General features: G+C 68.8%; 21 protein-coding genes and 1 pseudogene. 15 read left to right on the top strand and 7 right to left on the bottom strand.

The features are described 5' to 3' along the window. Positions 1 to 16 precede the first annotated feature (16 nt). Positions 17 to 925 carry a hypothetical protein gene (locus H6717_25630; protein MCB9580436.1) on the top strand — a complete coding sequence of 303 codons (909 nt, stop codon included), beginning with the start codon at positions 17 to 19 and terminating at the stop codon, positions 923 to 925. A 523-nt stretch (positions 926 to 1,448) separates the two neighbouring features. Continuing rightward, positions 1,449 to 2,363 (top strand): sel1 repeat family protein, encoded by a 915-nt coding sequence (locus H6717_25625; GenBank protein ID MCB9580435.1) that lies wholly within the window; start codon positions 1,449 to 1,451, stop codon positions 2,361 to 2,363. A 22-nt stretch (positions 2,364 to 2,385) separates the two neighbouring features. Here H6717_25625 and H6717_25620 read toward each other — a convergent pair whose 3' ends face one another. Continuing rightward, on the bottom strand, positions 2,386 to 4,140 hold the full coding sequence (locus H6717_25620) for an AMP-binding protein (protein ID MCB9580434.1): 1,755 nt from the start codon (positions 4,138 to 4,140) through the stop codon (positions 2,386 to 2,388). A 58-nt stretch (positions 4,141 to 4,198) separates the two neighbouring features. On the opposite strand from H6717_25620, the gene H6717_25615 reads away from it, so the two are divergent. Together H6717_25615 and H6717_25610 are read left to right on the top strand one after the other, a co-directional pair. After that, a complete protein-coding gene (locus tag H6717_25615) occupies positions 4,199 to 4,495 on the top strand; it encodes a hypothetical protein (GenBank protein ID MCB9580433.1) in 297 nt (98 codons plus the stop codon). Positions 4,496 to 4,520: 25 nt separating this feature from the next. Then, positions 4,521 to 4,994 (top strand): hypothetical protein, encoded by a 474-nt coding sequence (locus H6717_25610; GenBank protein ID MCB9580432.1) that lies wholly within the window; start codon positions 4,521 to 4,523, stop codon positions 4,992 to 4,994. Here H6717_25610 and H6717_25605 read toward each other — a convergent pair. Continuing rightward, on the bottom strand, positions 4,982 to 5,716 hold the full coding sequence (locus tag H6717_25605) for a class I SAM-dependent methyltransferase (protein MCB9580431.1): 735 nt from the start codon (positions 5,714 to 5,716) through the stop codon (positions 4,982 to 4,984). The genes H6717_25610 and H6717_25605 overlap by 13 nt on opposite strands. A gap of 231 nt (positions 5,717 to 5,947) precedes the next feature. Here H6717_25605 and H6717_25600 point away from each other — a divergent pair, with 231 nt between their 5' ends. Then, the gene (locus tag H6717_25600; protein ID MCB9580430.1) at positions 5,948 to 7,618 is read left to right on the top strand and encodes a hypothetical protein; all 1,671 of its coding nucleotides are present in this window, start codon (positions 5,948 to 5,950) and stop codon (positions 7,616 to 7,618) included. Between the two features lie 405 nt (positions 7,619 to 8,023). Here the strand turns inward: H6717_25600 and H6717_25595 are convergent. Together H6717_25595 and H6717_25590 are read right to left on the bottom strand one after the other, a co-directional pair. After that, a pseudogene (locus H6717_25595) lies at positions 8,024 to 8,857 on the bottom strand (glycoside hydrolase family 16 protein). Positions 8,858 to 8,899: 42 nt separating this feature from the next. Continuing rightward, a complete protein-coding gene (locus tag H6717_25590; GenBank protein MCB9580429.1) occupies positions 8,900 to 10,615 on the bottom strand; it encodes a peptidase S8 in 1,716 nt (571 codons plus the stop codon). 63 nt (positions 10,616 to 10,678) lie between these two features. Here H6717_25590 and H6717_25585 point away from each other — a divergent pair, with 63 nt between their 5' ends. The 6 genes from H6717_25585 to H6717_25560 all read left to right on the top strand — a co-directional run bounded on the left by H6717_25585 (position 10,679) and on the right by H6717_25560 (position 17,271). Then, entirely contained in the window at positions 10,679 to 11,485 is an 807-nt protein-coding gene (locus tag H6717_25585; protein MCB9580428.1) for an HAD-IIB family hydrolase, read from the top strand. After that, on the top strand, positions 11,482 to 12,213 hold the full coding sequence (locus tag H6717_25580) for a hypothetical protein (GenBank protein MCB9580427.1): 732 nt from the start codon (positions 11,482 to 11,484) through the stop codon (positions 12,211 to 12,213). Before H6717_25585 ends, H6717_25580 begins: the two co-directional genes overlap by 4 nt. A gap of 155 nt (positions 12,214 to 12,368) precedes the next feature. After that, positions 12,369 to 13,571, top strand: a complete 1,203-nt coding sequence (locus tag H6717_25575) for an acetylornithine transaminase (protein MCB9580426.1) — start codon at positions 12,369 to 12,371, stop codon at positions 13,569 to 13,571. Further along, the gene (gene argF, locus H6717_25570; GenBank protein MCB9580425.1) at positions 13,568 to 14,479 is read left to right on the top strand and encodes an ornithine carbamoyltransferase; all 912 of its coding nucleotides are present in this window, start codon (positions 13,568 to 13,570) and stop codon (positions 14,477 to 14,479) included. Before H6717_25575 ends, argF begins: the two co-directional genes overlap by 4 nt. Beyond that, positions 14,472 to 16,724 carry a cation-translocating P-type ATPase gene (locus H6717_25565; GenBank protein ID MCB9580424.1) on the top strand — a complete coding sequence of 751 codons (2,253 nt, stop codon included), beginning with the start codon at positions 14,472 to 14,474 and terminating at the stop codon, positions 16,722 to 16,724. The genes argF and H6717_25565 overlap by 8 nt, the downstream gene beginning before the upstream one ends. Positions 16,725 to 16,755: 31 nt before the next feature. Further along, the gene (locus tag H6717_25560; protein MCB9580423.1) at positions 16,756 to 17,271 is read left to right on the top strand and encodes a transcriptional repressor; all 516 of its coding nucleotides are present in this window, start codon (positions 16,756 to 16,758) and stop codon (positions 17,269 to 17,271) included. On the opposite strand, the gene H6717_25555 is transcribed toward H6717_25560, so the two are convergent. Further along, entirely contained in the window at positions 17,252 to 17,875 is a 624-nt protein-coding gene (locus H6717_25555; GenBank protein MCB9580422.1) for a 5-formyltetrahydrofolate cyclo-ligase, read from the bottom strand. The two genes, H6717_25560 and H6717_25555, sit on opposite strands and share 20 nt — an antisense overlap. A 62-nt stretch (positions 17,876 to 17,937) precedes the next feature. Here H6717_25555 and H6717_25550 point away from each other — a divergent pair, with 62 nt between their 5' ends. From H6717_25550 to H6717_25535, 4 genes are all read left to right on the top strand, one after another. Then, positions 17,938 to 18,621 carry a glycosyltransferase family 2 protein gene (locus H6717_25550; protein ID MCB9580421.1) on the top strand — a complete coding sequence of 228 codons (684 nt, stop codon included), beginning with the start codon at positions 17,938 to 17,940 and terminating at the stop codon, positions 18,619 to 18,621. Beyond that, positions 18,618 to 19,994 (top strand): hypothetical protein, encoded by a 1,377-nt coding sequence (locus H6717_25545; protein MCB9580420.1) that lies wholly within the window; start codon positions 18,618 to 18,620, stop codon positions 19,992 to 19,994. Before H6717_25550 ends, H6717_25545 begins: the two co-directional genes overlap by 4 nt. Positions 19,995 to 20,039: 45 nt before the next feature. Beyond that, positions 20,040 to 21,170 (top strand): PrsW family intramembrane metalloprotease, encoded by a 1,131-nt coding sequence (locus H6717_25540; GenBank protein MCB9580419.1) that lies wholly within the window; start codon positions 20,040 to 20,042, stop codon positions 21,168 to 21,170. 390 nt (positions 21,171 to 21,560) lie between these two features. Continuing rightward, positions 21,561 to 21,992: a hypothetical protein gene (locus H6717_25535; GenBank protein MCB9580418.1), complete on the top strand. Its 432-nt coding sequence runs from the start codon at positions 21,561 to 21,563 to the stop codon at positions 21,990 to 21,992. A gap of 1 nt (position 21,993) precedes the next feature. Here H6717_25535 and H6717_25530 read toward each other — a convergent pair whose 3' ends face one another. Together H6717_25530 and H6717_25525 are read right to left on the bottom strand one after the other, a co-directional pair. Then, positions 21,994 to 22,812, bottom strand: a complete 819-nt coding sequence (locus tag H6717_25530; GenBank protein ID MCB9580417.1) for an SDR family NAD(P)-dependent oxidoreductase — start codon at positions 22,810 to 22,812, stop codon at positions 21,994 to 21,996. Between the two features lie 5 nt (positions 22,813 to 22,817). Continuing rightward, the gene (locus H6717_25525) at positions 22,818 to 23,639 is read right to left on the bottom strand and encodes a hypothetical protein (GenBank protein MCB9580416.1); all 822 of its coding nucleotides are present in this window, start codon (positions 23,637 to 23,639) and stop codon (positions 22,818 to 22,820) included. Positions 23,640 to 23,663: the final 24 nt, after the last annotated feature.

Raw genomic sequence — 23,663 nt, 5'->3', positions numbered from 1 at the left:
GGGTCGAGGTGCACTCATGAGAGCGTCCATCACCGGAGCCATCACCATCACCCTGCTGGTGGTTGCTTGCGGTCGAACCCGCGGCGAGCCTCCGCCTCCCAGCCCACGGCCCGATGCGGCTCCGCCGTACACAGGATATCCGCGAGTATCGGCTGGCGTACGCCTTTCTTGCTCCGTGGACGCGGACGGCCAGGTACTCTGCTGGGGTCGGGATGCTGAGAAGTACTCCTTGGGCGACACGCAGCACATGCTCGACATTGACGTGAGCGGGACGGAAGCCTGTGGCATCCGCCGTGATCACACGCTGCTCTGCTGGCCGGGGGAGCGTGGGCGCTGGGGAACGCCGCTGGACTGGCCGAGTGGGACGTTTCTCAAGGTCGCCGTGGGTTTTGGTGCCGCGTGCGGACTTCGCACTGACAGGACGCTCGCCTGCTGGGGCCTGGCCGACCACGGCATCACCGACTCACCAGAGGGCGCGTTCCTCGACGTCGACCTGGGTCCCATTCAGGCCTGCGCGATACGCGTGGACCGAACTCTCATCTGCTGGGGTTGGAACGCAAGCGGTGCTGCAGACGCACCTGAAGGTGCATTCACGAGCCTGTCCTGCGGCGGAGGCAGTTGTGCGCTTTCCGAGGCAGGCATCGTGCACTGTTGGGGCGGCGCCGGAAAGTCGTTCATTGGCCGCCACGCGCGCATGGTCAACGTCGGTGATTTCGGCGTCTGCATCATCAACGACGAGAAAGAGGTTGAGTGCGAAGGGAAACACCTAGCCCCTCCACCGGCGCTTCCCCGCGGACCGTTCGAGCAGATCGATCTTGGCGATGACCATGGTTGCGGCGTGCGCACGGACGGGAGCATCGCCTGCTGGGGTCTGAACGACTTTGGCCAGACCAGCTACGGAGAGTCCGCACCTCGACAGCACTGAGTCCAAGCGCGCGGGATCCGAGGTTCCGCGGCGCTCGGATCGGCGTCTTCCTCGAGCAGCACCGGGAGCGCCTCTTCGTGGAAGACGGGCAGCTCGAGCGCCTCCAGGCGCACGTTCCGAGGGGAGCCTCGCTACCTCGACGCGTCGCGAGAGCCGGGGCGCCTCGTTCACCCGTGGAACCTCATCGTGCCGGAACGCGTGCTCGACCGGCGCTAGGGTGAGGTGGCCTGATGCTCACGCGAGACCTGCTCCAGCGCGCCGCCGACAGCGGGTTGTCCGTCGACTTCGCACAGCCTGGCGGCGTGAGGCCGACGAGGTCGCCGGACACCTGACGTTTGGGGCCTCTCAGAACGTCGGCAATCCCTGCTGCTCTTGAAGGAAGCCGGAGAAGCACGCGCGCGTACAACACGCGCGCGTGACTGTGCTTCGCTTCCAATTGCTGTCCCTTTGCCTGCTGCTCGGCGCCTGCGGTGGGGCTACCGTGCCCGCTCCGGAGACTCCCACGAGCTCCACAGGCTCCGCGGTGTCCGCACCGCAGACGGTGTGTAGCGATCAGCCGGAGTCCGACGCGTGTCTGAGCTTCGCCACGGCGCCCGGCAATGGCATCGCCCGCGCCAAACGCATGGCCCAGGCGTGCAACGGCGGCAGCGTGCGCGTGTGCAACGCCTTGGCCCAGGCGCTGGAGCGCGCGCCGGCCTCCACGCCGACGCCCGAACGCGCGTGCCCGCCCGCGAAGGCAGCGAGCGAGACGCCAGTGCGGAGCCCCATCACCGCCGTGGACGACGAAGCGAACGAAGCGGACGAAGCGGAGCGCGAGGCCAAGCTCGGCGCGCGGCTCCTGGACGACCCATCGCCGGAGCGCCTGAGCGCGCCGGACCATCTCTTTCGCGCCTGCAAGCTGTCCCACGCGGGGGCGTGCAACGACCTCGGTTGGGTCTACGACCACGGCTTCGGCACGGTGTCGGCGGACGGCGACAAGGCCAAAGAGCTGTTCGGAAAAGCCTGCGACCTGGGCAGCTCCCTGGGCTGCTTGAACCGCGGGCGCGTGGTCAAGAAGAGCAATACCGGGGATGCCGCCAAATTCATGCACCGCGCGTGCAGCGCGGGGCACAGCGCGGCCTGCGAAGAGCTCGCCGGGCTGCTCGCGGACATGAAGGCGAGCTGCGAAAAATCGCCCGTGGAGTGCACCAATTGGGGCTACGTCGTGGAGCGCGGTCTGGGCACCACGCCAGACTCGAACAAGGCCCTCGCCGCCTATCAGCGAGCCTGCAACGGCGGCTCGGCGCAGGGATGCGCCAACGCGGGCCAGTTCCATGCCTTGGGCATCGCCACCAAGAAGAACGTCACGAAGGCGCTGATGTTCTTCGACCGCGCGTGCAGGGGCAAGAACGACTTCGGTTGTCTGCGGGCCAAGGAGCTCCGCGCCCCCGGCGACTGACGGGGCTCGCGCCGGGCCAACATCAATCGGAATCGATCACGAGCACGTCCGGATCCAGATCCGCGGCAAACAGACGCTCCACGTCCGAAGCGCGCTGCTCCAGCACGCGGCGTTGATTGGTGTAGCCCTTGTCGGTGGTCTCACCGTCGTCGAGGGACAGCGGGCGCTCGAGGATCACTGCCCGGCGCACGTGCTCGCTGGAGCTCGAGTGCGTCTGGCCGTGCTTCTCGAGGGCGCGGTAGATGCGCAGACGAAGCTCGTCCTTCGGAAGGTCGCGCGCGACGGCGGGGGACGGGAACAAGAGCACTCCCAAGTACTCGCGATCGTGCCCGGCGATGACGGCATCGAGCACCAGCGGCGCGCACGCTTCCACCACGCTGAGGCGCAAATTGCCGACGTTGACCCAAGTGCCGGAGGATAGCTTGAAGTTCTCGCTGAGGCGACCGGCGAAGGCGACGCCCTGCTCGGGGTGCGCTTCGTCCACCAGGCGACCGGCGTCTCCGGTCGGCAAGAAGCCATCGGCGTCGAGGTCGATGGGACGAATGCTGCCGCCCTTCTGCCAGTAGCCCGGCGTCACGTTGGGTCCCTTCACGCGGATCTCGAAGCGATCTTCCACGCGGGCGAGCTTCAGCGCCACGCCGGGCACCGGCACGCCGAGCACACCGGTGGTGCGCGTGGGAAAGTGAGCGGACGTGGACAGCGGCGACGTTTCCGTGGAGCCCCAGGCGGAGGTGAAGAACGGCTCGGGGCCGCCCGCGGCGCGCGCCACGGCCTCGAGCCGGCTGCGCGTGGACGCGCCCAGCGCGGCGGCGGCGTAGAAGATGACGCGCAGGTTTCGGAACGCCGCCTGCGCGCGCTCGGGCTTGCGCTCGAGCTCGCTCACGGCCTGATCGAAGCCCCGCGGCACGTTGAACCACAGCGTGGGGCCCACGTCCGCGAGGTTCTCGAGGGTGACCTCCACCAGCCCCGGCGCAGGACGCCCGCGGTCGACGTACAAGCTGCCGCCGTTCTTGAGCACCAGGTTGAAGTTGTGGTTGCCACCGAAGGTGTGGCTCCAAGGCAGCCAATCCACCACCACCGGCGGTTCGTTCGCGAGGAACGGCCAACACGCGAACAAGCTCTCTTGATTCGCGGTCAGCATGCGGTGCGTGTTGATCACGCCACGCGGCTCCCCCGTGGAGCCGGAGGTGAACAGCACCTTGGCGATGGTCTGGGGTCCAATGTCCTCCCGTGGCAAGGGCTCGAGGCTCGAAGCAGCGTCCACGTCGCCGGCTGACAGAACGCGCTTGGGCGCGGCGCCGACGGCTTCCAGCGCCTTGCCGAAGGATTCCGGATCCTCTGCGTAGATCACCGCTGGGTCGATCAACGAGACGACGTGCTTCAAACGACGGAACGAAGACGACACCAACGAGTACGCAGGAGAGACGGGCACTGCGGGCGCGCCCACGTGGAACGCAGCGAGGGCGACCAGCGCATGGCTCACGGAGTTGTCCGACAGGATCAACACGGGACGCGCGGGACCCGCGCTGCGCTCGGCCAGCCTGCGGGCGATGCGCGGCACGGCCTGGGCCGCCTCGGCGTAGCTCACCTTCCGCCACTCACCCCCCACCCCGCGCTCTGCCAGGAAGATCTGATCCGGTCGCTCGGCGGCCCAGCGGTCCAACCAGTGGAGGATGGTCGGCGCCGGCTCGGGCAGGGGCGTCCGGGGCTCGATCACGATGCCGTCGTGGACTTCGGAAACGGACAGGTCGGGGGTCAGCAGCGAGAGGGACGTCATGGCGCTCTGGGTTCAAGATACCCGAACCCCGAGCGTCAGGCGTTATGCTCCCCGGGCCATGGCCGGCTCGAAGCGCGTTTTCCTCATCGTGGCCGCGATCATCGCCGCAGGCCTGCTCGTCGTCGCCGTGATGAAGCTCCGAGGCAGCTCTGGCGCGCCGGGGGCCACCTCTGCGAGCGCCGAGACCGCCGACGAAGCCAATCGCCAGCGCATGTTGCAGGAGATCGAACGCGCGGCCAACGCCACCCCGGCCCCCAAAGAGCCGGATCCGAGCGAGCTTCCGTCCATCGAAGAAGTTCTGGCCGAGGACGACGACGGCGGGGACGCACTGATAGACGCCGGCGCCAGCGACTGACCCTTTTGCTACGCTGCGCCACATCATGTCGGGCATCGAGCTCGTGACCGAGGACCCCGCGTACGCTTTCGGAGTGTTGGGGAACTTGGTCATTGCCGTCACGCGGGAACCGCCAAGCGAGCGGTCGGTGCGAGAGCTCGCCCGCGTGGTGGGCGAGCGGCACGCGACACACGGCGACGTTTCTCTGTTGGTGGCTCCACGTGCCGCGCGCCCTACCCTTTCGCAAGATGCGCGCCGTGCAATCCTTTCCAGCTGGGAGCAACTCGAACCGCGCATCACCTGCTGCGCCGTGCTGTTCCGCGCGACGGGCTTCGTAGGTGCCATTCAACGCAGCCTGGTGACCGCGGTGATGAACCTGCGCAAGAGCACCCTCCCCGTTCGGGCGACTTCGTTGCCATTGGAGGCCGCAGAGTTCATCACTCGCTACGACGCCTCGCTCGGAGCTCCCGAGCCTCTCGGGACCGCGCTTTCAGAGTTCGTCTCGCGCTACGAAGCCTGAGCTTCCAAACATGCCTCGATCACCGTGAGCTCTTCGCTCGCCTGCCACTCGCGACCGTCGAATCCGCCGCTGAAGGCCCGCACGCGGAAACCCGCCGCGCGCAAGCAACGGTCGATTTCGGGCATCAAGAAGTAGCGGTGCACGAGGCGCGTCTCGCGCTCGTCGCCTTCTCCACGGTACAGGTAGCGGGTTTCCAGCCGCTGATCATCGCGCTCCCAACGGCTCGCCTCGAATACCTGATAGAGCCGCCCGGCGAGATCGACCTCCACCAGGAAGTCCAGCTCGTCCGCTTCGGGGTCGCCCGGGTCGGCCTCCGCGTGGAACTCGTCCGCGGTCCAAACGTCCGCAGCGAAGGTCCCACCCGGCTCCAGATGCTCGGCGACGCGCGTGAGCGTCCGTGCGAGCTCGGCCGTGTCGCGCAGACAATACAGTGCGTTGAACGGTGCGATCACGCGCGCGAACTTCTCTCCCAGGGCGAGCTCCCGCATGTCGGCAGCGACGAGCCGAGCGCTCGGAGCCACCTCGCGCGCCCGCGCCAAGGCCTCCGTATTCACGTCCACGCCCACCAACCGGCGCCCGTCGTCGTCGAGCTGGGACAGCACGCGCCCCGTGCCACAGCCCAGCTCCAGCACCGAGTCGGCATCGTGACAGACCCGCCGATAGAACTCGACGTCACCGGGCGTCCCCCGGTGGATGGCGTCGTACAGCTCGACCGGGTACACCACGCTGCCCTTTGCAATGATAGCCCTTCCGGGGCCGCGTGCATTGCGAACGCGTGCTCTCTGCCGCTATCCTTCACTCGGGCTTCCTCGACCATGAGCCAGGAGCGCGGACTCGAAGCATGACTCGTAGAACCATCATGACGCTGGTGCTGGCATCGCTCGGCGGGCTCGTGGCCTGCCAGGCGATCGTGGGCATCGAGGACACCTCGCTGCAGGGCAGCGGCGGGAAAGGTGACGCTTCCGCGGGGTCGGGGGGCTCGGGAGGCGGCTCTGGAGGCTCCGGCGGCCTCGGCGATGGTAGCGCGGGCAGCGGCGGCGCGGCGGGCAGCGGCGGCAGCGCGGGCAGCGGCGGCGCGCGCGGCGGGCAGCGGCGGCGCGCTCAGCGACGCCGGAGACGCGAGCGACGGCTCCTTGGTGAACGACTTCGGCATTCAGATCCTCACGTCCCAGGTGCAGATTGGTCTGGGCGGCAAGCACTTCCTTCCCGTGGAGCTCACCCGTGGCCCCGGCTTCACCGCCGCGGTGGACGTCACCCTGAGCGCGCCGCCCTCGGGGCTCACGGCACAGCCGCTGACCATCGTGGCGGGCGAAACCTTCGGCGAGCTTCAGCTCAGCGCCAAGAGCCCGCTCACCGTCGGGAGCACGTTCCAACTGACGATCACGGGCAGCTCCGGCACCCTATCCCACGACGCGAGCGTGAACACGTTCGTGACCGAGAAATCCGGGACCCTCGACAAGGGCTTCGCTTCGAACGGCATTCACCTGCAGTCCTTCGGTCAGCACGAAGTGGAGATCTACGACGTCCACACGGCGAAGGACTCCCGCATCCTTTTTGCCGGCTACCAAACCGGCTTGAGCTTGGCTCCGATGATCGGGATCTTGGCTACGGAGGGCAAGAAGGTCGACACGCAGGCCAGCATTCAGCCCTGCTCCGCCTGCTCGCCCGAAGGCTACGCTCGCGGCATAGCGACCATGCCTTCGGGCCCCGTGCTGTTCGCCACCGAGCGCTACGACGACTTCATCATCTCCAAGCACGGGTCCACGAACCTGGGCTTGGATCTCACCTTCGGAAGCAGCGGTCCGGGCTACACCCGCACCGACGCCGGCGGCACGGACAAGTCGCTGGGCGTCGCCGCCCTCGAGGCGCCAACGGGCACCCGCCTGTTCGTGTTCGGCACCTCCAACGGCAACTCCGCGGTAGCGCAGCTGAACGCGTTGGGCACCGTGCAGAAGACGGTGACGAACCTGGGCATGCAAGGCGCCACTCATTCATCCCTCGCGGTGACGCCCAATGGCCGGGTGTACATGGTCGGCAACGTCACCGATGGTGGCGGCAAGATCGACATGAAGTTGGTCGCCCTGGATGCGAACCTGGCCCTCGACACCGGCTTCAACGGCACCGGTTCCGTGACCTATGGCGCCTCGGGTGTGGACGACAAGGCCGTCACCGTGCTCCCGCAGGAGGACGACAAGGTGCTGGTGGCCGGCTCCACCAACAAGAGCCTGTGGGTGCGCCGCTACTTGCCCGACGGCCAGCTCGACCCCACGTTCGGCACCAACGGCATGGCTTCGGTCGCCGTCAATGCCAACAGCGTCACCGCGGCGGACGCCGTGCGCTTTCCCGATGACCGCCTGGTGCTCTTGGGCAACGCCGTCGGCGGCAACAACCCGGGACCGGCGGCGGTGCGCTTGCGGCGCAATGGCCAAGCCGACCCGAGCTGGGGGGATACCGGAGAGCTCGGCGTGGTCCACCTGAACCTGGGTCAGAACGCCAAGATCTGGGCGGGGGACGTGCAGCTCAGCGGAACGCCCGCGCTCTATCGCTTGGTGGTCGGCGGCACCGCCGAGAACACCGCGCAGTTCAACGTCATCAACGGCTTCGTCGCGCGCGCCTGGTACTGAGGTTCCGCGGCGAGCCAACCACCTGATCCAGCTGGATGTTGGTGCGCCGCGGTAACATCGCGCCTCAGCGCCGGCGGCGACGCAGGAACGCGAGGGCCGCGAGCGACAGCCAGGAGAGGGACGACGCTGGGGCGCCAGCGGCGCGACAGCCGCAGCCGCCATCGTCGTTCGAGCCGCCCGGCTTCGCGCCGCCCGTACCCGCGTCGCTGCCCGCCGTAGCGCCGCTGCCCGCCGCTGCGCCGCTTCCCCGCGTAGCGCCGCCCGCCGCTCCGCCGCTGCCCGCCGCCGCGCGCTGCCAGCCGCGCCCGCCGTTCCACCCGCTGCGCTGCCCGCGCTGCCCGCCGCACCTCCGCCCGCGCCCGCGCTGCCGCCCACGCCCGCGTCGCTCTCACCCGCTTGGTACGCGCGCACGTAGTCGACGTCGTAGTCCGCCGGAAACGTCGTAGTGTTGTCCGGAGCTCCTGGCCATCCTCCGCCGACGGCCAGGTTCAAGATCACGTACATGGGCACCTTCGGTACGCCGGGCCCGCTGTAGCTCTTGCGCTCGGTACCGTCGATGGTCCACGTGATCTTGGAGTCCGTCCACGAAAGGCCGAAGGTGTGGAAGTCGGCGGAGAAGTCGGGCCCGCTGTAGTTGGAGCCGTCCGACTGGTGCCCGGAGCCGTAGTCCGTGCCCCAGTGCAGCGTCATGTAGATCTTGTTGGGCTCGTGTCCGAGGAACTCCTGCACGTCGATCTCGTTCACACCACTGGTGCCCACGGCGCCCAGGAGCCAGAACGCGGGCCACAGGCCCTTGCCCTTGGGCATCTTCAGCCGCGCTTCGAAGTAACCGTAGGTCTGCTCGTGCACGGAGCAGATCACCCCCGACGTGTAGCTCATCGTCTGCCCGGCGTACTGCCCCGACTGCTTCTTTCCGACGATGCTCAGGATGCCGTTCTGCAGCGAGAACGCGTCGTCCACGTAGGCCTGCAGCTCGCCGTTGATGACCGCCTCGCCCCACTTGTAGCGCCGCTTCCACTGCGACGTGTCCAGCGTGGTGCCGTCGAACTCGTCGTGAAAGGTGAGCGTGTAGCCCGGCTTGTCCCAGGGCGCGGCGTGCACCGCCGGCGCGACGAAACCCGTGGTCATAGCTGCGAGAAGAGCGACTCTGAGGGACGACGTCATGGCCGCAGGGTACCGCTCCGTGGCACTGATTTCACGCGAGTTCGCGGGCCCCGAGGTTCCGCGGCACACCAACATGCAGATGCAGATGGATGTTGGCCCGCCGCGGTAACGCCGCGATCAGCTCACGGTGCGCGCCAGGACCAGCCGCGCAAGCAGCATGCACGCGAGCGCGTTCACGGCACACCACGCCGTGAGCACCGCACTGCCCACGGGGCTGTACACGTTGCCCAGCACGATCACCGACGCGAGATAGGCGGCGGTGCCCAGAGCGACGCCCGCCAGGGGACGGCGGGAGCCGGGGACGCCGAGGAACACCAGGGTGAGGACGAGGGGCAACGCGACGTTGGCCAGCGGCAAGAAGCCGTGAAGGCTCGCGTCCAGCAGCAGATCCAGATCGGCGATGGGGCGCGCGAAGGCGTCCACCACGTCACTCGTACGCGGCAGCAGAAACGGCGCGAAGAACAGAAGGCCGGGCCCGGTGGCGAGAGCCGGGACCAGGAAGCTCGGATGCCACGGGCTCTGCACCGGACCCTTGCGGCGCGCCCAGCGGAACACGACGAAGATGAGCGCCGCGAGGGCGAGCAGGCGCGTCAGGACCTGACGTAGCGCCACACGAGACACGCCACCCTGGGCCGAGAGCAGACCGGCGCCGAACTTCTTCTTGCCGCCCGGCGAGCGGTCGATGGGCTCGGCGGAGCTTTCCAACGCACGCTGCACCGCGTCCGGCTCGGTCACGCCCAGGCTCACCAGCAGCGCGGCGACACCGGCCACGTGCGGCGATGCCATGCTGGTGCCGGACAGGCTGGGGAAGGTCTCGCAGCCGTTGCGGCCGCCGTTGCAGATCGTCTGCTGGATGACGCCGACACCCGGCGCGGCGATGTCCACGCCCGGGCCGCGAGAGGAGAACCACGCCAGGCGATCCTTCGAGTCCGTGGCGCTGACGCCGATGACGCCGGCGGTGCCCCCCGGAAACTCCACGCGACCGCCGCTATTTCCGGCAGCGGCAACGACCACCACGCCCTTTTCGCGAGCGTGGGCCACGGCGCGCTCCAGGATCTTCGAGTCCCGCGGGCCGCCGAGGCTCAAGTTGATGACCTGCGCGCCGTGATCCGCGGCCCAACGGATGCCGTCGGCCACGTCCGAGAGCGTTCCCCAGCCACCGGAGGACAGCACCTTCACCGGCATCAAGCGCGCTTCGAAGGCGACGCCGGCGGCACCGATGGCGTTGTTGGTGGACTGGGCGATGGTGCCCGCCACGTGCGTGCCGTGGCCCTGGTCGTCCGCCGCGTGCTCGTTCTTGGCGACGAAGTTGTAACCCGGCACGCAGCGCGTGAGGTTCAGATCGCTGGCCTTGCTGAAGGGCGGGAAATCCTCGCAAGCGATGCCGGTGTCCACCACGGCCACGGTGACGCCGCGACCGGTGGAGAAGCTCCACGCGCGCTCGGCGCCCACACGAGTGAGGTGCCACTGCTCCTTGTAGAGTGGATCGTCCGGCACGAAGGACGCGCGCACGCGCGCGTTGGGCTCCACGATCTCCACGCGCGGGTCGGCCGCCAAGCGCGCGCGCAGCTCGTCCATGCGGCTGGGGGCCGCGCGCACGATCTCGACCTTGGTTTCGTCCTCGAGCGCCGTGGGCGCGAAGCTCACGGCAAGGCGACGAAGCACGTCGCGTATGTCGCTGGCTTCGGTGTCGTCCGCGAAATCCACCAAGAGCTCGCCCGGGATGTCCCATGCAGACTCGTCCGTGGGCGTGAGCTCGACGGCAGGCTGTGCCAGCGCCGACGACGCCCACAGCGTGGCGGCAGTGACCAAGAGCGTCGCGCGGAGTCCCATTCGGGAAGAAGCGTAGCGCCATTGCGCTTGCGGCGCCCGGCTCTCGTGGTGGAGGCTCTCAGCATGCGGCCCCTCGCCGATCTGCCCACCGCCGAAGCCGAACGCCTGCGCGGACTTTTGTTCGACTTGGATGACACTTTTCTGGATCACGGACGTCTGGACGAGCACGCCTACGCCAGCTTGTTTCGAATGCGCGAAGCGGGCCTCGCGCTGGTGGCCGTGACCGGACGCCCGTCCGGGTGGGCGGAGGTGCTGGTGCGCCAGTGGCCCATCGCCGCAGCGGTGACCGAGAACGGCGCCGTGTCGATCTACCGTGAGGGCGACGTGCTGCGTCGTCTGGATCGCGCCGACGAGGGGGAGCGCCAAGAACGGCGCCGGCGCATCGCCGGCGTCGTGGCGGAGCTGCAGCGCGCGTTTCCGACGTTGCACCCGGCGGACGACGTGAGCGCGCGCGTGAGCGACTTCACCTTCGACATCGGCGAGCACGAACGCGTGCCACGGAAGACGGTGGACGAAGCAGACTCCCTTGCGCGAGCCCTGGGCGCGCGCACGCTGCGCTCGAGCGTGCACCTGCACGTGACCTTGGACGGCGACGACAAGGCGTCGGGCAGCTTGCGCTTGCTCCGCCTGTTGTTCGACGCGGACGCCACCGAAGCCCGCTTCCGCTACGCCTACATCGGCGACAGCGAGAACGACGCCGCATGCTTCGCGGCGTTCGCGACCACCCTGGGCGTCCAGAACCTGAGCGGCCGCCCGACCGTGCCGCCCCGGTACATCACGCCCAGCCCGCGCTCCCAGGGCTTCTTGGAGGCCGCCCGAGCGCTGCTGGAACGGCGGGGCGTTGATCGGGGCTCGACGAGCGCCATGTGACCGCTCACTTCTGTCGGTGCGCTCGCTCGCTGCCGTCGGCGAGCACATCCACCCAGCAGAGCAACCAGAGCACTGCCGCTGCCGCTTCCCCCAGCTGCCTGGAGCGCTCCGAGTTGCCGAGCCGCGCGGAAGAGAACGCCGCCTGGGTGGCTGACGTCTCGCACAACGTGGCGTACGGCCTGCAACGCCTCAGCTGCCAACAGATGGCCCAAAACCACGGCCCGGACGACTTGTTCGGCCACCGAACCTCCGTCAGGTGTTCGCCGCCGCGGCTCTGTAGCACTGGGCCGGACGGCGTCAGGAAGAACGATGACGACGCCTGCACGAACCTCGAGGAAGGTAACACCACCGCCAAGCGCGGGATGCCAATTGGTTGGGAACGGCACTTCCTGGAGGTCCACGAGGACATGCGGCCCGGCTGCGCAACACCACTCTCCGCGGTGGTCCAGTTCTATGCAGCGCTCTTGCGACGAGACGGCTCCCACCTCGCCGTTCTGCCGCCAAAGGAGACCTGGGACGACCGCTTGCAGCGCAAGATGGAGAAGCACGATCGCTTCTTTCTTCGTGCCGTGCGGGTGGATGGCTTGAGCTGCATGTCGGATCGTTGCGCGTACGAGGTCTACATCACGGTCTCGATGAGCCCTACCGGCGAGGGCTCGAGCGGCCGCGACCGGGGGACCGCCCGTAGGGTCTCTGACCGGTGGCTGATCGAGTACCCACCGATTTGAGCCGCTGGCAGCGACCTGGCGCCCTCGTCCGCACTCGCCGAACCTCCGCGTCCGAGCCGCTCCCCGAAGGCCGCAACGACGCTCACGGAGCACTCGACCGAGCGGTCGAGAGCGCCTGTTGGCGCGCCGCTCGGCGTGCGGTAGTCCTCCCGGCGATGCCGACCGAAGCCGAGCTGGTGGAGACCGCCCAGAAGTACCTGTACCCGAACTACCGGCAGCCGCCCCTGGTGATGGCCCGGGGCAAGGGTTCGGTCTTGTGGGACTCCGCCGGCAAGCGCTACCTGGATCTCTACGCCGGCATCGCCGTGAGCACCCTGGGCCACAACCACGAAAAGCTCGTGGCGGCCATCACCGCTCAAGCCCAGAAGGTGATCCACCTCTCGAACTACTACTACAACGAGCCCAACGTCCTGTTGGCCGAGCGCCTGTGCCAGGCGACGGGCATGGCTCGGGCGTTCTTCTGCAACTCCGGTACGGAAGCGATGGAGGCGATGCTCAAGCTCGCACGCCGTCACTTCTTCGCGGCGGGGCAGACGGAACGCTACCGCGTGATCGCGTTCCAGAGCTCATTCCATGGTCGCACGCTCGGTGCGCTGGCGGTGACCGGACAAGACAAGTACCGCGAGGGCTTCGGTCCACTGCCGGGAGTGACGCACGTGCCCTACGGCGACGTGGAGGCCGTGAAGCAGGCGATGGGGCCCGACGTCGCGGCAATCCTGTTCGAGCCGATCCAGGGCGAGGGCGGCGTGCTTCCGGCGCCCGAAGGCTTCGCGGCGGCGCTGCGTCGCATCGCCGACGAGCACGGTGCGCTGCTCTTGGCGGACGAAATCCAGACCGGCGTCGGGCGCACGGGGCGATTCTTGAGCGTTCAGCACGAGGGCGTGACGGTCGACGCACTGACCTTGGCCAAGGGCCTCGCCGGGGGCGTGCCCATCGGCGCCATGCTGTGCGGGGCGCACCTGGCGGACGCGCTGCCACCCGGGAGCCACGGCACCACCTTCGGCGGAAATCCCCTGGCCAGCGCCGCAGCGCTGGCGGTGCTGCAGGTGATGGAAGAAGACAAGTTGATCGAGCACGCCGCGCACATGGGCGCGCACCTCGCGGTGCGTCTCGCGGAGCTAGCCAAGAAGCACGAGCGGCTGGTGGCGACGAGCCGCGGGCGCGGATTGCTTCAAGCCTTGGTGCTGCGGGACGGCGTGGACGCCCGCGGCATCGTGGCGGCGCTGCGAGACGCAGGCGTGCTGATCACGATTGCGGGCGGGCAAGGCCTGCGCCTGAGCCCACCATTGATCATCACCAAGGCCGAGCTCGACGAAGGGCTCGCCCTCATCGACGACGTGCTCGGGAGGACGCCATGACGCGACATTTTCTCGACCTTTCTGACGCGGGCCGCGACGGCCTGATCGCTCTGCTGAACGCTTCGGATCGCTACTTGGAGCAGCGCGGACGCCACGACAAACCCCTCGCCGGCAAGTCCGTCGCGCTGGTGTTCGAGAAGGCGTCCACCCGCACGCGGCTGTCGCTGGAGGTGGCGGTAGCCGAGCTCGGCGGGCACCCCGTCGTGATCACCGGCGCCGGCTCCCAGATCGGCCGCGGCGAGCCCATCAAGGACACGGCGCGGGTGCTGTCGCGAATGGTGCACGGCATCACGCTGCGCACCAGCGGCGCGGAGCGTTTGGAAGAGCTCGCGCGTTTCAGCTCCGTGCCGGTGCTCAACGCGCTGACGGATGCATCCCACCCGATGCAGCTCTTGGCCGACCTCATGACGGTGCGGCGCGTGCGCGGCAAGCTCGAGGGGCTCCGCTTCGCCTGGCTCGGGGATGGCAACAACATGGCCAACTCCTGGATCGAAGCCGCGGGCCTCCTGGGCCTGGAGCTGACGTTGGCGTGCCCCGAGGGCTTCGACCCGAGCCCGGCGTACCTGAACTCCGCCCGGGAAGCCGGCGCCAAGATCCAGGTCGTGCGCCGACCGGAGGCCGCGGTGGAGGGCGCCGACGTGGTGAGCACCGACGTGTTCGCCAGCATGGGGCAAGAAGCGGAGGCTGAAGCGCGCCGCAAGGCCTTTGCCGGGTTCACCCTCACCGAGAAGCTCGTGGCCAGCGCGGCAAAGGACGTGGTGGTGCTGCACTGCTTGCCCGCGCACCGCGGCGAAGAGATCGAGGAAGCCGTGCTCGAAGGCGAGCGCAGCTTCGTGTGGGACGAGGCCGAGGCCCGGCTCCACACCTCGAAGGCGGCACTGGCCTGGGCCCTGGAGGTCGATGGCTGACGCCGCTCGAGCAGCCAGCGTATTGGTTCCGTGCGCCACCTGTGGCGCCGACACGGATCCCCTGCGTGCCGATCGCGTCGCCATCTACGGCGAGCGCTTTCGCTATTTTTGCAGCACGGAGTGCCGGGATCGGTACGATCCGTCCACGCATCTGACGCCCCTTCCGCTGCCCCGCCGGCGCCGGCCGAGCGCGCTGTCGGAGGAGCAGGTGGTGGCCACTCGCCACGAGACCAGCGCCGAGCTCGACGCCCGGCGCCAAGCGGCGGCAGCCCTCGCGGACGTTGCGGAGCTCGCGCCCCCAGCGGAGGACCCGGAGATCGTCGAGCGGCGCTCGCCGGAGCCGCCGCCGCTGCTCGGGGAGGAAGCGCGCGGCGACGTCACCGACGTAGGCGCGCTGCTGCTTTCGCTGGCGATGCTCGGCGGCACCCTGGCGGTGGCCCTGTTGCTGGCGGGTAGCTCCGGTGTGGCCCTCACGTCCCGCGTGGTGGTGCTCACGGTGGCGACGGCGGCACTGGTGGCGCAAGCGCTGTCCGGGGAGCGAGATCCAGCGGATCTGCATCCTGCAGCGCTGCTCGCCGCGCCCGTGCTCGGGACGCTGGCCGCCATCGTGGCCCGCATCACGGACGCCGCGCGCGCGCCGAGCGCGATCACCCTGGCCGGCGTCGTCGTGGCCTGCATTGCCGGCGGGGTTTGGCTGGTGCAGCGAGCGCGGCGGCCGGTGGATGCCGAGCGCGAGCACATCGCGCTGGAGCTCGACGCGCCCACCCACCGCGTGATCGCCGACGAGATCGCGGAAGTCCGCGCGGTGGACCTGCGGCCCGGCGAGGAGATCGTCGTGGAAGCCGGCGAGACGGTGCCGGTGGACGCCACCATCGTGGCCGGCGAAGCGACCGTCGCCCCCTGGCTCGGCGCCAAGACGACGGCGGAGCTGAGCGAAGGGGATCCCATCGTGGCCGGTGCTCGCGTGGTGCAGGGACGCATCCGCAGCGTGGTGGCCTGGGCCGGCTTCGACCGCGCTTGGCTGCGCCTCACCAGCGACCCGCGCCGGCGAGCCGATCTGCTCGCTCCCCTCGCCCGCGCCGGGCGTCTCACGGCGGAGCGCGCCGCCCCGTTCGCGGCGGGGCTCGCCGCGCTCACCGCCTTCGCGGAAAACCAGAGCACGCTGACCATCGCCATGTTCGCGATCGCGGCGCAGGCCTCCTTGGCCACGGCGGGGATCGCACAGATCGGCGCGATGCAAGTCGCCACCGCCGTGCTCGCGGCGCTTCGGCGCGGCATCGTGTTCCGCTCGGCCACGGCGCTGGACAAGGCCGGCCGCGTGACCATCGCGGCCTTCTGCGCGCGCGGCACGTTGCTCTTGGGCGAGCCCGAGGTGGCGTCCATCGTGCCGATGGGGGACGCCGAGGCGGAGCGCGTCCTATCGCTGATGGCGGGCGCCGAGAGCGGCTCGCCGCATCCCGTCGCCACCGCTTTGGTGCGCGCGGCGCGGGCGCGGGGGATTCGCCCCGACGGCGTTCGGAGCCCGAACGTGGTCGCCGGCTTGGGCGTCACCGCCGTGGCCGCCAATGGCCAGCCGCTGGTGGTGGGCAGCCGTGCCCTCATGTTGCGGGAGCGCATCAGCGTCGCAGCCGCAGAGCCGAAGATCGGCGAGCTGGAGGCCATGGGCCGCACGGTGATGTTGGTGGCCCTGGGCGGCCGCCTGATCGGTGTCGTGGGCTTGCAAGACGGCCTGCGCCCGGGAGCCCGCGCCGCCGTGCAGCACCTGTTGGACGTGAACGTGGAGCCGGTGTTGCTCTCGGGAGATGCGCGGGAAACCTGCGAGGCCATCGGACGCACGCTCGACATCGAGCACATCCGCCCGGAAATATTGCCCGCCGAGCGCGGAGACGAGATCGCGCGCTTGGCCGACGGCGGCGCGACCGTCGCGGTGCTCGGCTGCAGCCCCGCGGACGACATCGCGTTGGGCGCCGCCAACGTGTCCGTCGCCTTGGCCTCCGCTGGCAGCAGCGCCGCGGAATGGAACGTGCAGCTCGCTTCCGACGACGTGCGGGATGCCGCGCTGGCACTGCGGGTCGCCCACGAAGCGCGGAGCGAGGCACGCCTGGGGTTGATCTTGGCCATCGCCCCCGGCGCCATCGGAGCGCTGGCGGTGGCCTTCGCGCTGATCCCCCCCGCAGCGGCACCCATCGCCGCACTGCTCGGCACAGCGGGCGCGTTGTTCCGGCTCCGCTCGCTGAGCGCTTGACCCGGGGCCCCGTGGGCGCGATGAATCCAAGATGAAGTCGAGCGGGGCCGACAAGGGCGTTGGGGGAGTGCCCAAGCCACCGGATACGGAGCGGCTGCGCCAACAGCTCGAGGCCTACATGACCAAGCGCGGCCTGCGCTCCACGGAGCAGCGCCGCGCCATCATCGACACCTTCTTCGATCAGACCGAGCACGTGACCATCGATCGCATGCTGGAGCTGGTCCGCCACGAGGATCCGCGCATCGGCTACGCCACGGTGTACCGCACCATGAAGCTCTTGGTGGACGGCGGCATCGTCCACGAGCTTCGCTTCGGTGACGGCTACACCCGCTACGAGCTGGCGGACGACGAAGCCCACCACGACCACTTGATCTGTCTCGAGTGCGGGAAGATCACGGAGTTCGAAGAGCCGTTGATCGAAGAGCTGCAGGAACGCGTCGCCGCGCGCTACGGCTTCGACGTGCTCGAGCACAAGCACGAGCTCTACGGCGTGTGCAAGGAGTGCGCTGCCAAGCGCAAGCCCAAGGCTAAGGGTCGATCTCGATGATCCGGTCGTCGGAGACGACCACGTCACACCGTACGTCGTGCTCCTCTACCGGCAGCTCCGCCAACAGCTGAAAGCCGAAGACCACGACCACGGCCCGGGCCGGCGGCCTCACGTCCGGCAGGGTGGAATCGTAGAACCCCGCGCCATAGCCCAGGCGCTGGCCCATGCCGTCCGCCGCCAAGGCGGGGACCAGCACCAGATCGATGTCTCCGCGCTTGGCCTCCGGCGCCGCGGGCGGGGGCTCCGCGAAGCCACGCCCCCGATCCACGAGCTCGCTCGGATCGGCGACCAGTCGAAACCCGGTGCGGAAGCCGGACTCCGTGGGATCCATGAACGGGTAGTACACGACCTTCTGCGCGCGGCGCGCGGCAGCGTCCACGCTCGACAGGTCCACTTCGTTCTTGCCCGGCATTGGGGCAAAACACGCCACCGACCTCGCGGAGCGGTAGTCCGACAGCGACAGCACACGCTCGGCGATCTGCTCGCTGCGCTGGGCAATGCCTCGAGGCGGCAGCGCCTGACGCGCGGCTCGCAGCTTGCGTCGAAGCTCGCGCTTGGCGCGCCGCGAGATCTCGTGCAGGAGCTTCGAGTCGAACCCGTCCACGACGAGTTCGTAAACCAGCCGTCGGCTCCCGGCCAGCGACAAGAAAAGACCCTCGTTCCCTCATGACAGTCGTCGCCATCGTCCCCGCGTTCCAGGCAGGCCCGACGGTCGGGGCGGTGGTGCGGGATCTGCTGCTGGCGGGAGCCGAGACCGTGATCGTGGTGGACGACGGGTCCACGGACGACACCGCCGTCGAGGCCAGGGCGGCGGGCGCAGAGGTGGTTTCCCATCCGGTGAACCGCGGCAAGGGCGCCGCGCTCCTCACGGGCTTGGAGGCCGCGCGCCGCGCCGGCAAAACCGTGGTGGTCACGGTGGACGCCGACGGTCAGCATCCCGCGTCGGAAGCTCTGCGGTTGGCCCGGGATCCGGCCCCGGATCACGCACTGGTGCTGGGCGTGCGAGACCTGGTGCAGGCTGGCGCCCCCCGCGCCAATCAGATCTCGAACGGCATCTCCAACGCGTTCCTGTCGCTCTTCACCCGCCGCCGGCTGGCGGACACTCAGTGCGGGCTTCGCCGTTACCCGGTGACACGCACCTTGGGCCTCGACCTTCGCAGCACCGGTTACGAGCTCGAAGCGGAGGTGGTGATGCGCGCCGCGCAGGCGCACTGGCCCATAGTGCAGGTCCCGGTGCGGGTCGTCTATCCGCCTGCCGGCGAGCGCACCACGCACTTTCACTCCGTCAAGGACCCCACGCGCATCGTACTTCGGGTGCTCGGCACGCAGCTGCTTCGGAGACACGGATGAGCTCGCGCTGGAAGAAGCTCCTGTACGCGACGGCGGGCGTGCTCGTCGCCCTCGTGGTCGCGCATCTGGTCGTCACTCGCGTGTCCCACGTCGAGCCCCCGGCCATCGCGCGGCCGGACGGCGAGCTGCAAAGGCTCCCAAATGGTGAGCGGCGCTTCGGCCGTTCCCGTGCGACGAAGCTGGGCAACATCTGGCTGGTCGAGCTTCAGGGCACTCCGGAGGAGATCGGCTACGCCCACTCACGCCTGCTCTACGGCGAGATGGTGGAGAACGAAGGCAAGCTCTACGGCGAGCTCGATCGCCACGTTCCGCTGTGGCCGCTGCGCCGCTTGCTGCTGGACGTGGCCCAGCTCCGCTACCGCAACGTCGGAAGCGGCATGAGCGACGCACGCCGCCGCGAGATCGCCGCGGGTGCCCTCGGCTTCACCCCGGATCCGTACGAGGATCGCTTCCCCACGTACCAACGCTTTCTGTACTTGAACGCGTTGTACGACATCTCGCTCTCCTTCGAGCACTCACCCCTCATTGGCTGCACCACCTTCACCTTCTCTGGAGCCGCCGCCGAAAACGGCCACGCGCTCCTGGCCCGCAACTTCGACTTCGAGGTGGACGACGTGTTCGACCGCGGCAAGGCCGTGTTCGTAGTGCGGGAGACCGGCAAGATCCCCTTCGCTTCCGTGGCCTGGCCGGGGCTCGCGGGCGTGGTCAGCGGCATGAACGAGGCGGGCGTGGCCATCGTGGTCCACGGCGGCCGCGCCGGGCAGCCGGTCACCCGAGGGGAACCGGTGGTGCACGCTCTCCGGCGGGTGCTCTCCACCGCTCGGAACAGCGACGAAGCGGTGCGCGCCCTGGCGGAAGGCGAGCCGATGGTGAGCCACATCGTGATCGTCACGGACGCGAAGGGGAAGGCGGAGGTCGTCGAACGCGTACCGGGCCGCCCCCAGTTCGTGCGCCCGCTCCCGGAGCGGGCCGTGGTCACCAATCACTTCGAGGGCCCCGCGGCCGAGGATCCCAAGAACCTCCGCGTGCGCCAACAGACCTCTACGCTACCCCGCGCCGAACGGGGCAAAGAGCTCATTCGAGCGCTCGACCACCCCGCGACCCCAAAAGATGCCGTTCGACTGCTTCGAGATCGCAAGGGCGCTGGCGGCGCCGATCTGCCGCTGGGGGATCGCCGAGCCATCGACGCGCTGATCGCCACCCACGGCGTGGTGTTCGACACCACGGCCCGTACGCTTTGGGTCAGCGAGGGCCCCCACCTGCTCGGCCGCTTCCTGGGTCTCACGCTGTCGCCCGAGGTCGCCCCGGCCGAGAACATCCCCGCGGATCCGCTGCTGAGCTCGCCGGAGTATCGCAAGCTACCGAAGCACTGAGCAGAAGTTGACTGATTCCCAAACTTCGCCACTCTTCGGCCAGTCGTGAACCTCGCTCTCTGCATCGCCCTCGGGCTCGTCCCGCTGGCAGCGGCGGCACTGCTCTGGCGCCGCATGAACAAGTTCCGGCACGTGTCCGGTCGGCTCACGCTGGCCGTCGTCGCCGCCGGCGCCGTCTTGGGCGTGGTGGCGGTGTTCGTGGAGCGGCTGGTTCTGAGCTTCTCCGGCCTCGCCTTCCGCGCCCAAGAAGTGGGCGTGACCGGAGCTCTGCTGGCCACGTTGCTGCTGGCGGCGCCGCTGGAGGAGGCCCTCAAGGTGCTGGTGGTGTGGCCGCTGTACGCCACTCGCCAGATCATGAGCGCGCGCTTGGGCCTCACCTACGCGGCTTGCGCGGGCGCCGGCCTGGCCGCCAGCGAAGGCTTCTTGCTGAGCCTCGCCGGCGGGGACTCGTGGATCGCGGCTCGGGTGCTGGTGGGAATGCCGGCGCACTTGTTCTTCGCCGGCATGTGGGGCTACGCCCTCGGCTCCCCGCGCTCCCGCGCACGCTGGTTCCCCGTCGCCTGGCTCAGCGCCGTGGTGCTGCACGGCCTGTACGACCACATCGTGTTCGGCCGCGGTCCGGGCCTCCTGGTCGTCGCGCTGCCTATGCTCATCGCGATGCTGCTGTTCTCGTGGTTGGGCTTGCGCGAGGTTGCGCCGCGCTCCGACTCGCGTTCTTCGATGTTGCTGTCGTCGCTGCCGGAGCCGCCATCGCTGCGCGCCATGCGTCGCGCCCTCCGGCGCACGGATCGTCCCTTGATGCTCCACTGGATCGGCATCGGCGCGTTGGTCACGGTGGGCGTGATGCTCGTGTGCGTCGTCGCCGCCGTGTACGTGGGCCACGTGGTGGGCGTCGATTTCGCCGTAGCCGACGAATCCGACGTGCGCTCCTCGGGCCCGCTGATTCTCGTCGGAACTGGGCTCCTCGCCGGCTTTCCGATCGCCGGCTACTTGGTGGCCCGCGCCTCCTCCGCCACCAGCGTGCTCGAGCCCGCCATGGGCGCCACCGTCGCCATCGTGCTCACCGTGGCGCTGTTGTCGCTGGCGGCCCCCGTCGCCGTGATCTTCGCTCTGGCGGTGGCCCCCGTCGCCTTTGCGTTGGCCTGTGGTGGCGCGTGGTTCGGGTTAGCCCGCTGACGTGACTGGCACAACTTCGGACATTTCAGTCACGCAGCGTGCCATCTCGGCGAGTGATCTCGGATAGTTGCAGCTCGGCACGATAGCTGCGTGGTGCTCACCACCATGTCCCGTTCGTTCTCGGCCGCTGTTGGCACAGCCGCGCTGCTCGCGGCGGGCGCCGCTCACGGCCAGTCCGCGGCGGCGTTCCCGGACGTTTCCGCGCCGCGCCAACAAAATCAAACGACGGCTCCGCCGCCCGCTCCAAGTCAAACGACGGCGTTGGCGCCTGTTCCGGTGCCGGCCTTCTCGGCCCCCACTCCCGGTATGCGCTTCGCTGCGACGGACCCACCCACATTGTCTCCTCCTGTCACCCAGTTCGGTTGGGGTGCGCCTCAGCCAGCGCGCTCCATGGATCGTGGGGCCGAACCCGAGACGTCCTCGGTTTCGGTACCCGTGATCGTGGGGTCCTTGGTGCTCGGCGTGCCGTACGCCACCGGTCTCGGCATCGCAGCCTCGGAGAGCTTCGAGAACGGCAGCGGCTGGCTCGCGGCTCCGGTGGCAGGCCCCTGGTTGGCGTTGGCCGGCCGCCGGGACCCGTGCGATGGGCTCTCGAATCAGACCAAGTTCGATTCTGATGTTGGTCGCTGCGTCGCGGAACCAATGGTCCGCGGGATGCTCGTTTTGGACGGCGTGCTGCAGGCGACCGGCGCGGTGCTGATCATCGTCGGGGCCAGCTCGTCGAGCAGCGAGCCGGAAAAGCCACCGCCGCCGCGCATGATGGCGATGCCCTCGCGCGTCGGTCGCGACGGCTACGGCCTCGGCGTCGTCGGTCAGTTCTGAGTCAGATCCCGGGCATCCGCTTCCAGTTCTTGGCCACCAGCGTGGTGGACAGATCCGGCAGCGCGCGCTTGATCCAGTCGATGGCGTAGGCCTCGCGGGTGACCAACACCCGCGGCGCGTTCTTCTTGATGCCGCGCAATATGTCCTGTGCGGCGCGCTCCGGCGGCAGCATCTTCTTGAAGCTCTCGATGGTACGCTCGCGCACGCCGCTCATGCCTTCGGGCTCCACGAAACGCGCGTCCTTCACGATGTTGGTGGCCACGCCACCGGGGTGCACGCAGGTGACGCCCACGCGGGTTTCGACGAGCTCCGTGCGCAGGCTCTCGCTCAGTCCGCGCACGGCGAACTTGCTGGCGCAGTAGGACGAATTCATGGGCACGCCCTGCAGCCCGAACACGCTGGAGATGTTCACGATGTGCGCTTCGTCGGCCTCCAGGAGCTGCGGCAGGAAGAACTTGCAGCCATAGACCACGCCCCAGAAGTTGATGCCCATGAGCCACTCGAAGTCCTCGAGCGACTGCTCCATGAACGACGCACCTACGGCCACGCCGGCGTTGTTCACCAAGACGTGCGTGCCGCCGTGCTCCCGGGCCACGTCACTTGCCAGTTGCTGCATCGCCGCCTTGTCCGCCACGTTCACCACGTGAGTGGAAACGTGACGATCGGCACGGCACAGCGTGCGCGTTTCTTCCAGCGGCTCTGCTTTGATGTCGACCAGCGCGAGGTGGCAGCCCTCGCGAGAGAGCGCCATGGCGGTGGCGCGGCCGATGCCACTGGCCGCGCCGGTGACCACGGCCACGCGGTTTTCGAAGCGCCGCATCAGGCTCAGAAGTGCAGACCGGCAACGCCGGTGATGGACACCGCGGCGCCGATGCTGGTGCCGTCCGCCGCGTAGAGGTCCGCTTGGGCCTGGGCCGCCGTCGAGCTGCTCGACGCCTTGAGCTTGCTGGGGTCGACCCCCGGGCGGGACAAGAACAGCATTTCTCCCGTGAGGTTGGCGCCGATGGAGAAGCTGTTGCTCAGGTACAGGTCCAGGCCAAAGCCGCCCCGGATGTTGTAGCCCGTGATGCTCACGTCACTGGAGTTCAGACCCGCTCCCACGTTGTCGGAGCTGAAGGAACCGATGGAGGCATAGCCGCCACCAAAGGTGAAGTACGGCTCCACGTCCCCCAGAGGGATCCGCAAGCCCAGCTCACCATTCAACGTCCACAGCTGATAGTCGGAGAAGCTCGCCAAGCGAAAACGCGGCCCGAGGGTGATGAACACCAGACGCAAGCCCAGGCCCGCGCCAAACATCAACCCCGTTTGCGTGGTCTTGACGACGCCGGCGTCCACGAGATCGTTGGCCTTGAAGGTCTGCAAACCGAGGTGCTCGGCGCCCACCTCGGCGTTCAAGTAGAAGAACTCGAGGCCGCGTCCGGAGTCTTCCCGATCCGCCTTCTCGAGCTCCTGCTCGGTGGACGACGGCGGCGCCTGGTTGTTGGCGTTGGGATTTTGGGGGTTGGAGCCCGGAGGCGCGAGGCCCCCCGCCGTCATGCCGTTGTTGTTGGGCTGCTGACCATACGGCTGACCATAACCTTGTGCCTGCGCTACTCCGGACAGCGAAAGCGTCACGCCCAGAGCCAAACAAGAAATCGGGAGCCTCATCCGAAATAGCCTACCCCGGTCTCG

The sequence above is a fragment of the Polyangiaceae bacterium genome (assembly GCA_020633235.1).
GTDB lineage: Bacteria > Myxococcota_A > Polyangia > Polyangiales > Polyangiaceae > JACKEA01.
The sequence above is the reverse complement of the archived record's forward strand: the minus strand, read 5'-3'. Positions and strand labels throughout refer to the sequence as shown.

Excerpts from the sequence above, each read along its gene's own strand:
- H6717_25630 (MCB9580436.1), top strand. The coding sequence starts at position 17 with ATGAGAGCGTCCATCACCGGAGCCATCACCATCACCCTGCTGGTGGTT.
- H6717_25620 (MCB9580434.1), bottom strand. The coding sequence starts at position 4,140 with ATGACGTCCCTCTCGCTGCTGACCCCCGACCTGTCCGTTTCCGAAGTC.
- H6717_25615 (MCB9580433.1), top strand. The coding sequence starts at position 4,199 with ATGGCCGGCTCGAAGCGCGTTTTCCTCATCGTGGCCGCGATCATCGCC.
- H6717_25610 (MCB9580432.1), top strand. The coding sequence starts at position 4,521 with ATGTCGGGCATCGAGCTCGTGACCGAGGACCCCGCGTACGCTTTCGGA.
- H6717_25590 (MCB9580429.1), bottom strand. The coding sequence starts at position 10,615 with ATGGGACTCCGCGCGACGCTCTTGGTCACTGCCGCCACGCTGTGGGCG.
- H6717_25585 (MCB9580428.1), top strand. The coding sequence starts at position 10,679 with ATGCGGCCCCTCGCCGATCTGCCCACCGCCGAAGCCGAACGCCTGCGC.
- H6717_25575 (MCB9580426.1), top strand. The coding sequence starts at position 12,369 with ATGCCGACCGAAGCCGAGCTGGTGGAGACCGCCCAGAAGTACCTGTAC.
- argF (MCB9580425.1), top strand. The coding sequence starts at position 13,568 with ATGACGCGACATTTTCTCGACCTTTCTGACGCGGGCCGCGACGGCCTG.
- H6717_25565 (MCB9580424.1), top strand. The coding sequence starts at position 14,472 with ATGGCTGACGCCGCTCGAGCAGCCAGCGTATTGGTTCCGTGCGCCACC.
- H6717_25560 (MCB9580423.1), top strand. The coding sequence starts at position 16,756 with ATGAAGTCGAGCGGGGCCGACAAGGGCGTTGGGGGAGTGCCCAAGCCA.
- H6717_25550 (MCB9580421.1), top strand. The coding sequence starts at position 17,938 with ATGACAGTCGTCGCCATCGTCCCCGCGTTCCAGGCAGGCCCGACGGTC.
- H6717_25545 (MCB9580420.1), top strand. The coding sequence starts at position 18,618 with ATGAGCTCGCGCTGGAAGAAGCTCCTGTACGCGACGGCGGGCGTGCTC.
- H6717_25535 (MCB9580418.1), top strand. The coding sequence starts at position 21,561 with ATGGATCGTGGGGCCGAACCCGAGACGTCCTCGGTTTCGGTACCCGTG.
- H6717_25530 (MCB9580417.1), bottom strand. The coding sequence starts at position 22,812 with ATGCGGCGCTTCGAAAACCGCGTGGCCGTGGTCACCGGCGCGGCCAGT.
- H6717_25525 (MCB9580416.1), bottom strand. The coding sequence starts at position 23,639 with ATGAGGCTCCCGATTTCTTGTTTGGCTCTGGGCGTGACGCTTTCGCTG.